Genomic DNA, 14706 nt, shown 5'->3' with positions numbered 1-14706 from the left:
TTGGAATTTAAGACCTTTTTATGAATTGTTTTAATACACTATATTATTATGCAAAATTGTGAGGAGGATTAAAGTGTATAAAATATTATTACCGATTGATAGTGGAGGGTTATGCGCTTTACACTTGGAAAGTGTTAAAAATATAGCAAGTAAGTTTAAAGCAGAAATTTTGCTATTACATGTAATAGAATACGATTTTAATTCTTATACTGTTTCTCTGGAAGCAGGTGCAGTACCAAATGATGATTTTGATAAAGCTTATCAAGAGTTTATAGATGTACCAAAAGAGTTTTTAACAGATAATGGGATTAAGGTAGACGTTATTATAGAATTAGGAAAACCAGCTAATATAATCTTGGATAGATGTGAAAAAGAAAATTGTGATATGATCATGATGTGTACTCATGGGATGTCTTTACCTAAGAGATTCCTATTAGGAAGTGTAACTAATAAGGTAGTTCATCATGCGAAGGTACCAGTTTTAGTGTTAAGATAAATGGTGATTTGTTATTAATAAGTATAAATATATTAAAAAGGGTAATGGTAAATGATATTAAAAATAACTTAATAATAAAAGTTACTAGACTGATTATTCATTTTTTTTGCAAAAATAGCTAGTATTTATCATTACCTTTAGTTATAATGGATAATAATTTAGATATTACAAAGTTTTGTAAGGAGGCACTTATATGAAAAAAATATTATTACCTATTGACCGTTCTACAACTAGTCAAAAGAGTTTTGGTATTGCAAAAGAATTTGCTGAAAAGTTAGGAGCCAAATTAGTTATTGTACAAGTTATTGAAATGCATCAAAAAATGCATAATGTAGGCTACGCAACAAAACTTTTACCAGATAGTGAATTTTTTGAAAAAGAAAGTCTTGAGATTTTAAACAATGCTAAAAAGTTTTTTGACGGTACAGAAATAGAAATAGAGACTAAAGTTCTTTGGGGCACTCCATCTGAAAATATAATTAAATATTCTGAAGAAGAAAACTTTGACTTAATTATTATGTGTACGCATGGAATGTCAGCGTCAAAAAGATTCCTTATGGGAAGTACAACAAATAGAGTTGTACATTATGCAAAAGTACCGGTTATGGTTGTTAGATAAATATAGAAATTACATAGGCATAGACTCTTATCTGAGAGTTTATGCTTTTTTTTTGTTATATTGACAGTCGTTATTTTTAAAGAATATAATAATCATATGTTCTTAATAAAGGGGTTTGGATAAAATGAATTCAAGTTTAGATGATTTTATAAAAGAAGTAGAAGAGGAAATTTGGTCTGAGTTTAGCGAGGTAGCAGTTGATCATATGAGTAAGCCAAGAAATTTAGGGCCTATGGAAGAGGATGGTAATGTAGGTTTTATTACTGGTGATTGTGGTGATAGTATAAAAATTTGGCTTAAAATAAAAGATGATTTGATTGAAAAGATTTCTTTTATGACAGATGGATGTGGGACAACGGTTGCAGCGGGTAGCATGACCACTGAGTTAGCTAAGGGTAAGAGTATTAATGATTCTCTTTTAATTACTCCTGTGATAGTTTTAGAGGAATTAGGAGGGTTTCCAGAGGATAGTGTACACTGTGCAGTTTTAGCTACTAATGCGCTACATGATGCAATTAATAATTATAAAAATACAAAAAAATAAAAGATTCATTTTAATAAGAAGGCACTGAGAATCATAAGGTTTTCAGTGCCATCCTTTTGTATTAAGTATTTCTAGATTAATTTTTCACAAATATAAACAACAGCAATTGCCCCAATTACTACCGTCATTAAACCTTTATTCATAAAAGCAAGAATAATTGCACTAATTCCCCCAATAACTGCAGATATAGTATGTGGGGTAGAGTTTAAAATATCTGGAAATATCAAAGCACCTAATACAGCATAAGGAACGTAATATAAAAAGGAATTTAAAAATTTTGAATTAAGCTGACCACGACAAAAAGTAATAGGAATAAATCTTGGTATATAAGTAACAACAGTCATGAAAATAATTGTGAGGACTACTTTATTCATATTCATTCACTTCCTTAGGGAAATATATTGCTCCAATGGTAGCCGCAATAATGGTTGCAATGATAATTTTAAAACCTGCTGAAATAAAGCTAAAAATAGGAATCCAGGTAATAATGGATGTAATAGCAATTGAGATAGCACAAATAATAAGTACTGGTCTTGAACTTTTTGTAGCTGGAACTAAAATAGCAATAAACATTGCATACAAAGCTATTCCCATAGCATTTCGTAGATCCAGTGGAAAATATCCTGATAAAAAAACTCCCATGGTAGTTCCTAAAACCCAACCTGATAATGAAACTAACTCTAAACCAAAGAGAAAGCTTGTATTTAAGGTTTTTTCTTTTTGAACCGCTGCTACGGTAAACACCTCATCTGTAATTCCAATAGCTAATAGGCTTCTTATTTTACGAGATACAGAAGGGTGTATTCTTTGTGCTAAAGATAATGACATTAATGCATATCTGGAATTTATAATGAAGGTTGTCATTGCAATTTCATAAACAGAAGCCCCCATACTTAATAAATTCACACTAGCAAATTGTCCTGTTGCTGAAAAGTTAGTAAGAGATATTAAAATTACGAGAAAGTCTGCTATTCCGCTAGAAGTTGCTATAAGACCAAAGGTAAAACCAATAGGCAGATATCCTAAAGCAATCGGAATTCCTTTTTTAGCTCCAGATTTAAAGTCATTTTGCGATTGTTGCTCGTTCAATGCTACACCTTCGTTCTTTGAATATATTTATAGTGAAAACAAATAATTCACCAGGAATATATTACTATATACAAAGATTATAATCAATATTGTCTGATTAAAAAATTATGAATAATTAAATTTTCTTTGCTTTATTCTATGATGAAATAAAAAAATGCTTAGACCAATAATTAATTGGTTCTAAGCACTCTAATAGTTCAGGTATTTCTAATCTTCACTTTGAGTAGGCTCATTTTGATTTAAGGTGTCGTTTGTTTTAGGTAAAGTGTTGTTTTCTTTTTGCTCTTTAGGTTCTACAGGTTTTGGTGGTTCCTTTTGTTCCATAGGAGTAGGTGGTTCTGCTGGTTTTTGAGTGTTTTTGGATTCATTACTTTGTACTTCAGTTTTATTAGTTGATTTAGGTGCGCTTACAATATTACTTCTTATATTTTCGGTGCTCATTGTTTCTTTTATAGTTTTCTTAGGCTTATCAGGTTTTAACGATGGTGATGAAGAAAGTTTATAGGTATCAGTAGAAACTGTATAAGTATGAGAAAGATTATTGTTATAATATACCTTTTTAATTAATTTGGATCTACATTTATTAGACTCTCTAGAAATAACTACCGATTCTAAAGTGACCTTTTTATTGGGAACTTTCGTACTAAAAATATTAAACACTACTTGATTTCCTTGAACTTCACTGTGAATAAAAAGATGCCTATCTGTTTGATTTTGAAACTTAAAATCTTGATATCCCCAGGCTACTGTAGCATCACGACTTGGATCAGCATAGGGAATGGTTATACTATGGTTACTTCTTTCAATTATTTTATAATCTCCTAGTAATACAGCATTATAGAGGGTAGTTGAAACCTGACATATACCTCCACCTAACCCACTAACCATTATTCCATTTTCAAAAACTATTGAGTTTTGATATCCTCTTTGAGCAGTTCGTTGACCTACAACATTATTAAAGGAGAAAATTTCATTAGGAGCTATAACGGTTCCATTAATTGCATTAACAGCTAGTTGTAAATTAGTGCTCCTAGATTTATTAGAAGGATTAAATGAAGTCCTGTATGATGACACTATTTCGTTGACACCTTGCGTATTTAAGATTTCTTTAGTGATCTCAGGTTGTACATATTCCAAACTTAATGACAATTCTAAATTTTCTTTAAAAGGGTCATCAAGTAGTTCTTGTAATAGGTTATCCTTAGCTAGAATATAACCTGGTACTTCATTAACAATTACTACTTTACCATGTTGATATTTGTAATAAGCATTGATTGGTTTTTTAGCTGTATTATCTTCAAATATTTCTAAGGAATCATAAAATTTTTCGGTATTAGTTACACAAGAGGGTTTGAATTCCTTACCATCTTTTAAAGTAGTAAAGAAATTTATAATATTTGGTTTAGAAGCAGCTAAAATTTCTTGTTTGGTTTTTAATCTATCAACTGAGATACCTAAGTCAGAAAGGGTATAGGTCTTGCTTTGATCCTTATAAGTAATGTGTACCTTATTTTGCTCGAAATTAGAAAGTGTTTTTTCTAATACTGAATCTAACTCACTTTTTTTAACCATACCTAATTTAATGTTGTTAACCTGCATATTAGGTGGGATAAATAGTAGGGTTAGAGTATGTAAGGCGGAAAAAAACAAAACTAAAAAAACAATAATATAAATTCTAAAATTATCCTTATTTTTACGCAAAGATTCCCACCATCCTCAAAATTCTAAATAGAATACATAATAATTGTATGCCTGTAGAAAATAAATAGTAGTAAATTTTGCATAAAAAAATATGCTGAACCTCTCAGCATATTCTTAATGAATGTATGATTTATAGATTTTGTGGGAATTATTAAAATGATGGAAAATTAAAAAATATCAGAAATGACTTTAGATAAAGCTTCAGCAGAAGATTTTAAATCTTTTAATTCCTGTTCATTCATTTCTACATTAAAGACAGACTTAACTCCCGTATTATCAAGTAAGGTTGGTAAGCTTAAACATACATCATTAATACCATAAGCACCATCGATATAAGTCGAAACAGGTAAAAGGGTAGATTCATTATTTAAAATAGCTCTTACTATTTCAGTGGCACTTACAGCTATAGCGAAGTTTGTTGCTCCTTTACCTTTGATAACTTCAGCAGGAGAATTTTTAGTTTGATCTACGAGATTTTGTTTAATACTGTCATCAAATTCATAGCCAAGGTTTTTAGCAAATTCGTCAATATTAAAACCTTGAATTTTTGCATCAGACCATAAAGGAACAGCTGAAGCACCATGCTCACCAACAATATGAGCTTCTACATTACTAGGATTGATTTTTAAATAATCACCGATATAATAGCGTAAACGATTACTATCAATTACTGTACCCGAACCTATTACTCTATTTGGAGGGAAATTAGATAATTTTAAAGTAGCATAAGTTAAAATATCAACCGGATTAGCAATAATAACTAAAATACTATTAGGTGCGTATTCTTCAATTTTTGGTAATGTAGTTTTTAAGATAGATAAATTTTTATTTACTAAATCTAGTCTGGTTTCTCCAGGTTTTCTTCCAACACCAGCAGCATAAAGAATAATGTCTGAATCTTTAATTAAGGAAAAATCTGCATGAGAAATTTTCATTGGAGCTACTAAAGGAGTACCATGGGCTAAATCTACTGCTTCTCCTTTTGCTTTTTCAGCATTAACATCAACTAAAACAATTTCTTGAGCTAATTTAGAGAGCATTAAAGAAAATGCTACTTGAGACCCTACTGCTCCTGCACCAATTACTGAAACCTTACGTGAACTATTCATATAAAAATACCTCCTAATTGTCTAATTAAATCATAAAAAGAATAATTTAATAAGCTATTTAAATAATTAATAATTATATACTTAAATGCAAAGTATATAAGAACTAGTAATTATAAATAATTTTATACAAAATTATTTGAAAAATGAAATATTATTTATCTATTGTGTGATATTTATCATATTAAGTTAGGGTTAAAAGAGGTATCATAAGACCAAGAATAATTCTGAGGAGGAGTATTATGGAAAACAAATACTTTAATTCGAGTGAGAGTTTATTTGATATAACTCAAAAACATCCTGAGGTGATTGACTTATTTGTGTCTATAGGATTTGAAAATATGAAGGATCCTGTACAAAGGGAATTAGTAGGTAAAAGCATTTCCTTGGAAATAGCATTAAAGCTTAAAAAAATAAATTTAGAGGTGTTTACGGATCGTTTAGTAGAAGCCATTGAACAAAAGAAGGATGCCTCTAATATGAATATAGGAAAGTCTGAAGAAAATACAAAAGCGGATATAAATATTCAAGGAGTACTACCATGCCCAGTTAGAATTCCTTTAATGGAATCCTTTTCTAAATGGCTTGAAGAAACAGAAGGAGTAAATAAAAATGTTAATTATGATTTAAAAGCAGCTTCTGTAGGCGTTGATTGGATAAAAGAAGCAATTGAAAATGTAGAAAGTGATGAAGTTATTTCCGATATTTTCATTTCTGCGGGATTTGATTTATTTTTTGATAAAAAGTTAATGGGTAAATTTAAAAGTAAAGGTGTCTTTAAAGACTTGACAGGTTTTGAAAAGTTAAATACTGATTTTGAAAATGAGGAAATTAGTTTACGAGACCCTGATGGACAGTATTCTCTAATCGGAGTTGTACCTGCTGTGTTTTTAATTAATACAGAAGAATTAAATGGCAGAGAAATCCCAAAAACCTGGGACGATATTTTTAAGCCGGAATTTAAAAATAGTGTAAGTTTACCTATTGGTGATTTTGATTTATTTAATGCTATTATTTTAAACATATATAAAAAGTATGGAGAAGAAGGAATAAGAAATTTAGGCGAATGTTTATTAGTAAATATGCATCCAGTTCAAATGGTGAAATCTCATATGAAGAAAACTTCTAAACCAGCGGTAACTATTATGCCTTATTTCTTTACTAAAATGACTAAACAAAACGGCCCAATGACAGCCATTTGGCCAGAAGATGGAGCAATTATTAGTCCGATTTTCTTATTAAGTAAAAAGGCTAAAGAAAAAGAATTAAAGCCTTATATAAATTTTTTAGCATCTAAACAAGTAGGCGAAATTTTAGCGCATAATGGTTTATTCCCAAGTATAAGCCCTGAGGTTGATAATAGAATTCCAAAAGAAAACAAGTATATGTGGCTTGGATGGGATTTTATTAAAAATAATGATATTGGTGAATTAATTAAAAAATGTGAAAAAATATTCCATGAATCAGTTGGGGAGGGGAAAATATGAATTTAATAACCATTTCTGGACCTCCATCATCAGGTAAAACTTCTGTAATTGTCAAAACTATTGATGCCTTTAGACAAAGAAATTTATCTGTTGGAGTAGTAAAGTTTGACTGTTTATATACAGATGATGATTTAATTTATGAAAAAGCTGGAATCCCTGTCAAAAAAGGTTTATCTGGAGCCTTATGTCCAGATCATTATTTCGTAAGTAATATCGAAGAAGTAGTGCAATGGGGTAAAAAGTTAAAATTAGATATTTTAATTACTGAAAGTGCGGGTTTATGTAATCGTTGTTCTCCGTATTTACAAGACATTAAAGCTGTATGTATTATAGACAATTTAAGTGGTATAAATACTCCAAGAAAAATAGGACCTTTGCTGAAATCAGCAGATATAGTGATTATTACTAAAGGCGATATAGTTTCTCAGGCAGAAAGAGAAGTTTATGCTTCAAAAGTAAACTCTGTTAATCCCAAAGCAATAATTATGCATATAAATGGATTAACAGGACAAGGATCTTATGAATTAAGTACGCTTTTATACGACCCGGAAATTAATGTAGAAACGGTGCAAGGAAAGCAGTTAAAGTTTCCGATGCCTGCTGCGATGTGCTCTTACTGCTTAGGTGAAACTAGAGTGGGAGATGCATACCAGAAAGGAAATATTAGGAAAATAGAATTAGGTGATAATGATGATAAATAGATATATAATTGAAACTTCAAAAATTAAAGATCTTATTGCTGAGTATCCTTTTATTATTAATTTTTTCACAGAAAATAAAATAGAGACTAAAGGGTTTGAGGAAAAAACTTATATAGAATATTTAGATCATTTTACAGAAGAAGAAATAGAAGATTGGGCTATTGATAAAGAAAAGCTCATCGAAGGCTTGGAAGTATATATTAATCAAATGCTGGAATTTTTAGGTGTAAAAGAAGAAAATATAGTGAATTCTTTAACCATAATCGCAGGTTTTAATAAGTCTGGAGAAGCAGAGAACTTTGAACAAATAAAGATAAATAAAAGTGAAATTGTTTCTATTGTAGGTCCAACTGGATCTGGAAAAAGTAGATTATTAGCGGATATTGAATTTACAGCTCAAAAGGATACCCCAACAGGTAGAAGCATCTTAATTAATGAAGAAGTTCCTGATAAGAAATGGCGTTTTTCCTCAGGAAATAAATTAGTAGCTCAGTTATCACAAAATATGAACTTTATCATGGACTTAACTGTAAGAGAATTCTTAGAATTACATGCTAAAAGTAGATTAGTAGAAAATGAAGAAGAAGTAATTGGCAGAATAATAGAAGCTGCTAATAATTTAGCAGGAGAGAAATTTAATTTAGATACACATATAACTAGTTTAAGTGGTGGACAATCCAGAGCGTTAATGATTGCAGATACCGCTATTTTAAGTAGGTCACCTATAGTTTTAATTGATGAAATAGAAAATGCAGGAATTGATAGAAAAAAAGCTTTAGGCTTATTAGTTAGTGAAGAAAAAATAGTTTTAATGGCTACGCATGATCCTAACTTGGCTTTAATAGCAGATAAAAGAATAGTAATTAAAAATGGTGGAATTCACAAGGTTATTGAAACAAGCCCTGAAGAAAAGGAAATGCTAGTAGAACTTGCTAAAATGGATAATATAATACAAAATATGAGAAATAAATTGAGACTCGGTGAAAATATTGATAAAAGTTTTTTTGAGTAGACAAATTCCCAGGAAATAATTAAACTTTTCCCAGGAAATAAGAAAAGAATGTAGAAATAATTAAAGCAGATTTAATCAAAGGTAAGTATTTTGGTTAAGTCTGCATTATTGTGTAAAATTGTTGTAATTATGGAAGGTTATTTGGTATGATGAAGGCTAAGTAATAACTTGATAACGCAAAAAAATAGCAAGAGAGGGATAAAAAATGGGAAAAGTGTTAGTGTACACAAAAAGTGAGAACTGCATAGGTTGTAATCGTTGTATTACTGGATGCCCGATACCAGAGGCTAACTATGCAACTAAAGAAAATGGACAAAACATGATTCACATAAATCCTGACTACTGTATCGCTTGTGGTCATTGTATCGAAATTTGTAAATGGAATGTCAGAGATTACTATGATGATACACAAGACTTTTTTGATAGTTTAAAACAAGGAAAATCTATTTCTATTATTGTAGCCCCTTCTATCAGAACAAATTTCCCGCGAAATTATAAACGAGTGTTAGGATTTTTAAAAAGTAAAGGTATAAAAAAAATCTACGATACATCTTTTGGTGCCGAAATTACGGTATGGGCTTATTTGAAATATATAACTGAAAATAATGTGAGCGGTACAATTGCTCAGCCCTGTCCAGCTGTGGTTAATTATATAGAAAAATATTCGCCTGAATTAATACAAAAATTAGCACCTGTCCATTCTCCAATGATGTGTGCAGCTGTATATATGAAAGACTACTCTGGTATTACAGAAGAACTAGCCTTTATCTCACCTTGTGTAGCTAAAAAAATTGAAATTGATGATGTAAATACAAAAGGATATATTAAATATAATGTTACAATGACAAAACTCATAAATTATCTAAAAAATAATAATATCAACCTTGATTCTTTTCCTGAGCAAGATTTTGATGACCCAGGTTATGGGCTCGGATCTATTTTTTCAAAGCCAGGTGGATTAAGAGAAAATATAGAGCATCATGTTCCCGGAGCATTAGTAAGACAAGTAGAAGGACAAACTACTGCTTATAAATACTTAGATTTATATAAAGAAAGGGTAGCACAAAATAAACCTACGCCACTTTTAATTGATATTCTTAATTGTGAAAAAGGGTGTAACTACGGAACAGGCACTAAAAACGACATAAGTATTGATGACACTGATTTTGTTATGTATGAGGAAAAGAAAAATGTAATAAACCAAATTAAGGGTCGTTTTAAGAAAACATATAATTTATTTACTTATTTTGATAAAACCCTTAAGTTAGATAGTTTTAAAAGAAATTATACAAATAAAAAAATTCAACGCAAGGTAATTTCTAATTCTGAGTTAAATCAGGTTTTTGAAAGATTATATAAGTATGAAGATTATGAAAAGACTATAGATTGTATGGCTTGTGGCTATGATACGTGTAAGGATATGGCAACTGCTATATTTTTTAATAACAATTTTGAAGATAATTGCGTGCAATATGATAAAAAGATTGTAGAAAGAGAAAGAAAAGAATTACAAGAAAATAATGAGAAAATTCAGGATATGCTAGAAGAAATGCACGCGATGAATGAAGAGAAAGAATATAGAGCAAAACTTTTAAAAGAAAATATTGAGTTAATCTATGCTTCCTTAAATGAATTATCTCATGCTAATACGGAAAATGTTAAAGATATAGACAAAATAAGCTCAGAAACTAGTAATTTATTTTCTTCTTCGGCTGAACTTAGAAAGTTTATTGATAATATTGATAGTAGTATTGCAGAATATTTAAATTCAACTACAGCAATTTCAAAAATAACTGATGATATAAACTTACTTTCTCTTAATGCTTCCATTGAAAGTGCAAGAGCTGGAGAACATGGTCAAGGATTTTCTGTTGTTGCAAAAGAAATTGGTAAATTAGCAGATAACTCTAAAGCTCATACAGAATCAATTGACTCAAATAATCAAAAGATACTACCAATTTTGCAGAATATTTTAGGTTTATCTGAAGAACTTGATAAAAGAATTGGGCAAATCACTGAAGCTGTCAATAATATTTCTGGATCTATTCAAGAAGCTAGTGCTGGAACAGAACAAATGTTTAGTATTACGGAAAATATAGTTGAGGGATTTGATGGAGATAAAATTTAATAATTAAAAATATTTTAAAAAGTGTAACACTTTGAGACCCTCTAGCATATTCTAAAGGGAATAATGATTTGGAGGGATTGAAGTGTATAATAATAACGATCCGATGAATAATATGGGCATGGGTACGTATCCGATGTATCATATGGGTATGTATCCAATGTACCAAATGTATCAAATGGGTTGTATGCAACCAGGAAATGAAGAAATGGATCCAGTGCAGATGCAATTAATGCAAATGAATATGCTTTTGCAAAATATGTATATGACTCTACATAGAACACATATGGAAGTTATGCAGTTGAAAGAAAAAATTGAATGTGAGTAAAAAAAAGCAACCACTAATGTGGTTGCTTTTCAAGTTCTAAGAGGGATTTAGAAGTATATTGCTGTTTAAAATAAGAATAAATATAGGGGCTAGCTATCCCTAAAAGAATAGTAAATATTCCTAACCATTGTACTAGTGAAACTTGTTCTCTTAAAATTAAAGAAGACATTAAGATTGCTACAGGTAGTTCTGAAGAGCTTAAAATAGTAGCTAAACCACTGCCGGTTTTTGGAGCACCCATAGCAAATAAAAGGGGCGCAATAGCGGGGCTCAAGACTCCAAGTACTAGACCATATTTAAATAAACCATTAACCAAAGCACCATTGACTAAAAACTTAGGAGGGTAAACAATAGTAACTAAACATACAGCTCCTAGGGCTATCCAATAAGTTCGTGTAAAGGTTGGCTGATCGATTGCTATTCTACTTGCAAGAAATATGAATGTTGCAAAGGTTAAAGCAGCAAGTAGTCCAAATAAAGTACCTAACAAATTAAACTCCATTTTTTCAAGGGCAAAAACTCCACCTGCCATTAATGTGCCCATAAATAAGAAAGGGAGGGAAAGTAATTTTGCTCGGCTTGGGAATGTCTTATCTACAATTGCTTCAATCAAAACACCTATCCAAGTAAATTGGAATAAAAGTACCACCCCAAGGGTAGCAGAAACCAATTTTAAGGCATAGGAATAAAAAATACCAGTTAAAGCTGTAAATGCTCCGACTAACATGAGAGACAAAGCAGTTTTAAGATTAAGTTTGGTTTTAGGCATAAAAATCATAATAATACTTAAAACTAAAAGTCCAAAATAATATTGCGCTCCAACTACTTCACTTACATTGAAACCTAATCCGTACGCTAGTTTAACTAGGGTAGATAACATACCATAACTACACCCAGCTAGAAAAACTAAAATTGCATATTTCATTTATCGCACCTCAAATATTATTTAATATATCACTTACATAATGTTAAAACTTTACTAACATCATAATTTAACACTACTAACATAAAATTATAACATTTTAATAGAAATAAGGAAACAAATAGGGGTATTATCTGAATCTTGTTAGAAAATAAAATATCGAAAACTTTACCAAAAGAGCATAATTTTTATATTGTTTATTTAGTTAGATAAATATAAACTATATTAGTATGTAAAAATATATTTTTATTAACTTAAACAGTTAAATTGAAAGGAGTTATTTGTTTGAAAGGCTGGATTTTATACAAACAAACAACAGTAGATTTAAAACCAGAAATGTATGAGATAAATCGCTTTGTGGAAGAAGCAGAAAAAATGGATATAGAAATTGACGTTTTATCTCCGGATCAAATAGATTTAATGGTTACACGCGAAGATAGAAAAAGTATTTTAGTTGATGGTCAAATTTCACCATTACCTGATTTTGTGTTACCTCGCATGGGGGCTGGGACAACCTATTTTGCTTTGGCCGTAATAAGGCATCTAGAAAGATTAGGTGTGCCTTGTTTTAACACTTCAGCAGCAACTGAAATAGTAAAGGATAAATTGTTTTCTCAACAAATATTAGCGGAGAAAAATTTACCAGTTCCAAAGACTATGTTAGTTAAGTTTCCAGTAAATGAAGATTTAGTAGAAAAATTCATAGGTTTTCCTGTTGTAATTAAAACATTATCAGGCTCACAAGGAAAAGGTGTATTTTTATCAGATAATAAAAAATCATTTGTTGATTTAATGCATTTAATTGAAGCTACTAATAGTGCTTTCAATGTAATTCTACAAGAATTTATTGAGGATAGTTATGGTAAAGATTTAAGAGTATTTACCATAGGGGGTAGGGCAATTGCCTGCATGGAAAGAAATGCAGTTGAAGATGGATTTAAGGCTAATTTTTCAAGTGGTGGAAGTGTAGGATCTTATGAAATAACTCCCGAAATAGCATGGCTTGCAACAGAAGCAGCTCGTATATCGGGATTAGATATAGCAGGAGTTGACTTGTTATTTGATGGTGATCATTTTAAAATTTGCGAGGTAAATTCTTCTCCTGGGTTTGAAGGATTAGAGTCTTGTTGTAATGTCAATATTCCGTTAGAAGTTTTTAATTATCTAAGAATCAGAATGGGTCATTTTAAGTAAAGATAAAAGGCGCTATCTCAAACTAGAAAGTAATTTCTAAATTGAAACGGCGCCACTTTTTTATTTATCTCTCGTTCTTCTACCACTGTTATTATTACTTCTTTTACCCTTTTGTTCTTTAAAAGAAGGTTTAGATTTAGATCCGAATTTGCGGCCACTTTCTTTAGTATTATTATCTCTTTTTTTATGAGGTGAATATTTTTCTTTTCTTGGACTTGGACTACTAATATTTTGTTCACTTGTTTGTTCTTCTTTAGGCGTTACATTAATTCGTTTAATTTGCGTTTTAATTCCTCTTTCGATAGTATCTAAATATGACCTATCTTTAGGTGTGTAAAAGGTAATTGCATGCCCATCATTTCCAGCTCTAGCTGTTCTACCGATGCGATGAATATAACTTTCGGCATCTGCTGGAATATCGTAGTTAAAGATATGAGTTACTCCTTCAATATCTAGTCCTCTTGCAGCTACATCAGTTGCTACTAAAATTACTAATTTGGCATCTTTAAAGTTTTTAACAACTCTTTCTCTTTTAGCCTGGGAGAGGTCACCATGAAGTTCATCTGAATCATATCCATGTGCTAGCAGTTTCTCGTTAAGAGCTGACGTGCGTCGTTTAGTTCGGCAAAAAACTATTGTTAAATAGGGCGAGTATTTATCTAGCATAGTACAAAGCACTCCAAATTTACCACGATCACTAGTTTCAGCAGCAAGTTGCACTACATTATCTAAAGTAATATTATTACTTTTTATAATTATGTTTATAGGATTAACAGTGTATCTTTTAGAAAGAGAAAGTATTTCTTTAGGCATAGTTGCAGAAAATAACATAGTTTGTCTTTTGATATTAAGATGATTAATTATTTCTTCTACATCAGGTAAAAATCCCATACGTAGCATTTCATCAGCTTCATCTAATACAAAATATTTAACCTTAGATAAGTCAATAGTGCCACGTCTTAAATGATCTAACATTCTCCCCGGGGTAGCTACAACGACACTTGTTTGTCCTTTTAGTTTTTTTATTTGTCTTTCGACATCTTGTCCACCGTAAACAGCTAAGACATTACTATTAATCGTAGAGATTAATTTTTTAATTTCAGCTGTAATTTGAATAGCAAGCTCTCTAGTAGGAGTAACAATGAGTGCCTGAATGTACGGACTTTCAGTATTTATTTTTTCTAATATTGGTAAAACAAAGGCTAAAGTTTTACCCGTTCCAGTTTGTGCCTTTGCAACTATATCATGACCAGCTAAAATTTTTGGAATGGCTTCATCTTGAACTGGGGTAGGACTGGTTATTCCATAAGTTTTAAGTTTAGCTGTTATTTTAGTACTAATACCTAATTGTAAAAAATCATTCATAAGTAACCACCTTTTCT

General features: G+C 30.6%; 15 protein-coding genes. 9 read left to right on the top strand and 6 right to left on the bottom strand.

What is annotated here, in order from left to right:
* The first annotated feature begins 73 nt into the window (after nucleotides 1-73).
* From B8965_RS01415 to B8965_RS01405, 3 genes are all read left to right on the top strand, one after another.
* The gene (locus B8965_RS01415; protein ID WP_159446236.1) at nucleotides 74-496 is read left to right on the top strand and encodes a universal stress protein; all 423 of its coding nucleotides are present in this window, start codon (nucleotides 74-76) and stop codon (nucleotides 494-496) included.
* A gap of 193 nt (nucleotides 497-689) precedes the next feature.
* Entirely contained in the window at nucleotides 690-1115 is a 426-nt protein-coding gene (locus B8965_RS01410; protein WP_084052083.1) for a universal stress protein, read from the top strand.
* Nucleotides 1116-1239: 124 nt separating this feature from the next.
* Nucleotides 1240-1659, top strand: coding sequence for an iron-sulfur cluster assembly scaffold protein (locus tag B8965_RS01405; protein ID WP_084052082.1), 420 nt, complete (start codon nucleotides 1240-1242; stop codon nucleotides 1657-1659).
* 71 nt (nucleotides 1660-1730) lie between these two features.
* On the opposite strand, the gene B8965_RS01400 is transcribed toward B8965_RS01405, so the two are convergent.
* The 4 genes from B8965_RS01400 to B8965_RS01385 form a co-directional block, all read right to left on the bottom strand.
* Nucleotides 1731-2033: an AzlD domain-containing protein gene (locus tag B8965_RS01400; RefSeq protein ID WP_084052081.1), complete on the bottom strand. Its 303-nt coding sequence runs from the start codon at nucleotides 2031-2033 to the stop codon at nucleotides 1731-1733.
* A complete protein-coding gene (locus B8965_RS01395; RefSeq protein WP_143334184.1) occupies nucleotides 2026-2748 on the bottom strand; it encodes an AzlC family ABC transporter permease in 723 nt (240 codons plus the stop codon). Before B8965_RS01395 ends, B8965_RS01400 begins: the two co-directional genes overlap by 8 nt.
* Nucleotides 2749-2955: 207 nt before the next feature.
* Nucleotides 2956-4449 (bottom strand): VanW family protein, encoded by a 1494-nt coding sequence (locus tag B8965_RS01390; protein WP_084052079.1) that lies wholly within the window; start codon nucleotides 4447-4449, stop codon nucleotides 2956-2958.
* Between the two features lie 167 nt (nucleotides 4450-4616).
* Nucleotides 4617-5558, bottom strand: coding sequence for an L-lactate dehydrogenase (locus B8965_RS01385; protein WP_084052078.1), 942 nt, complete (start codon nucleotides 5556-5558; stop codon nucleotides 4617-4619).
* 239 nt (nucleotides 5559-5797) lie between these two features.
* Here B8965_RS01385 and B8965_RS01380 point away from each other — a divergent pair, with 239 nt between their 5' ends.
* From B8965_RS01380 to B8965_RS01360, 5 genes are all read left to right on the top strand, one after another.
* On the top strand, nucleotides 5798-7042 hold the full coding sequence (locus tag B8965_RS01380) for an ABC transporter substrate-binding protein (protein WP_084052077.1): 1245 nt from the start codon (nucleotides 5798-5800) through the stop codon (nucleotides 7040-7042).
* Complete coding sequence (locus B8965_RS01375) at nucleotides 7039-7743, top strand: GTP-binding protein (RefSeq protein WP_084052076.1); 705 nt, start codon at nucleotides 7039-7041, stop codon at nucleotides 7741-7743. The genes B8965_RS01380 and B8965_RS01375 overlap by 4 nt, the downstream gene beginning before the upstream one ends.
* Complete coding sequence (locus tag B8965_RS01370) at nucleotides 7733-8755, top strand: ATP-binding cassette domain-containing protein (protein ID WP_084052075.1); 1023 nt, start codon at nucleotides 7733-7735, stop codon at nucleotides 8753-8755. Before B8965_RS01375 ends, B8965_RS01370 begins: the two co-directional genes overlap by 11 nt.
* 205 nt (nucleotides 8756-8960) lie before the next feature.
* Entirely contained in the window at nucleotides 8961-10883 is a 1923-nt protein-coding gene (locus tag B8965_RS01365; protein ID WP_084052074.1) for a [Fe-Fe] hydrogenase large subunit C-terminal domain-containing protein, read from the top strand.
* Between the two features lie 82 nt (nucleotides 10884-10965).
* Nucleotides 10966-11208 carry a hypothetical protein gene (locus tag B8965_RS01360; RefSeq protein ID WP_084052073.1) on the top strand — a complete coding sequence of 81 codons (243 nt, stop codon included), beginning with the start codon at nucleotides 10966-10968 and terminating at the stop codon, nucleotides 11206-11208.
* 13 nt (nucleotides 11209-11221) lie between these two features.
* On the opposite strand, the gene B8965_RS01355 is transcribed toward B8965_RS01360, so the two are convergent.
* Entirely contained in the window at nucleotides 11222-12133 is a 912-nt protein-coding gene (locus tag B8965_RS01355; protein ID WP_084052072.1) for an EamA family transporter, read from the bottom strand.
* Nucleotides 12134-12415: 282 nt separating this feature from the next.
* Here B8965_RS01355 and B8965_RS01350 point away from each other — a divergent pair, with 282 nt between their 5' ends.
* Entirely contained in the window at nucleotides 12416-13324 is a 909-nt protein-coding gene (locus B8965_RS01350) for an ATP-grasp domain-containing protein (protein ID WP_084052071.1), read from the top strand.
* A gap of 60 nt (nucleotides 13325-13384) precedes the next feature.
* Here the strand turns inward: B8965_RS01350 and B8965_RS01345 are convergent, their stop codons facing one another.
* Nucleotides 13385-14689, bottom strand: a complete 1305-nt coding sequence (locus B8965_RS01345) for a DEAD/DEAH box helicase (RefSeq protein WP_084052070.1) — start codon at nucleotides 14687-14689, stop codon at nucleotides 13385-13387.
* Between the last annotated feature and the right edge of the window lie 17 nt (nucleotides 14690-14706).

The organism is Desulfonispora thiosulfatigenes DSM 11270 (assembly GCF_900176035.1).
GTDB lineage: Bacteria > Bacillota > Peptococcia > Peptococcales > Desulfonisporaceae > Desulfonispora > Desulfonispora thiosulfatigenes.
This window is presented reverse-complemented; position numbering and strand designations above follow the sequence as displayed.

Coding starts and splice junctions, on each gene's coding strand:
- B8965_RS01410 (WP_084052083.1), top strand. CDS start 690: ATGAAAAAAATATTATTACCTATTGACCGTTCTACAACTAGTCAAAAG.
- B8965_RS01405 (WP_084052082.1), top strand. CDS start 1,240: ATGAATTCAAGTTTAGATGATTTTATAAAAGAAGTAGAAGAGGAAATT.
- B8965_RS01400 (WP_084052081.1), bottom strand. CDS start 2,033: ATGAATAAAGTAGTCCTCACAATTATTTTCATGACTGTTGTTACTTAT.
- B8965_RS01385 (WP_084052078.1), bottom strand. CDS start 5,558: ATGAATAGTTCACGTAAGGTTTCAGTAATTGGTGCAGGAGCAGTAGGG.
- B8965_RS01380 (WP_084052077.1), top strand. CDS start 5,798: ATGGAAAACAAATACTTTAATTCGAGTGAGAGTTTATTTGATATAACT.
- B8965_RS01375 (WP_084052076.1), top strand. CDS start 7,039: ATGAATTTAATAACCATTTCTGGACCTCCATCATCAGGTAAAACTTCT.
- B8965_RS01370 (WP_084052075.1), top strand. CDS start 7,733: ATGATAAATAGATATATAATTGAAACTTCAAAAATTAAAGATCTTATT.
- B8965_RS01365 (WP_084052074.1), top strand. CDS start 8,961: ATGGGAAAAGTGTTAGTGTACACAAAAAGTGAGAACTGCATAGGTTGT.
- B8965_RS01355 (WP_084052072.1), bottom strand. CDS start 12,133: ATGAAATATGCAATTTTAGTTTTTCTAGCTGGGTGTAGTTATGGTATG.
- B8965_RS01345 (WP_084052070.1), bottom strand. CDS start 14,689: ATGAATGATTTTTTACAATTAGGTATTAGTACTAAAATAACAGCTAAA.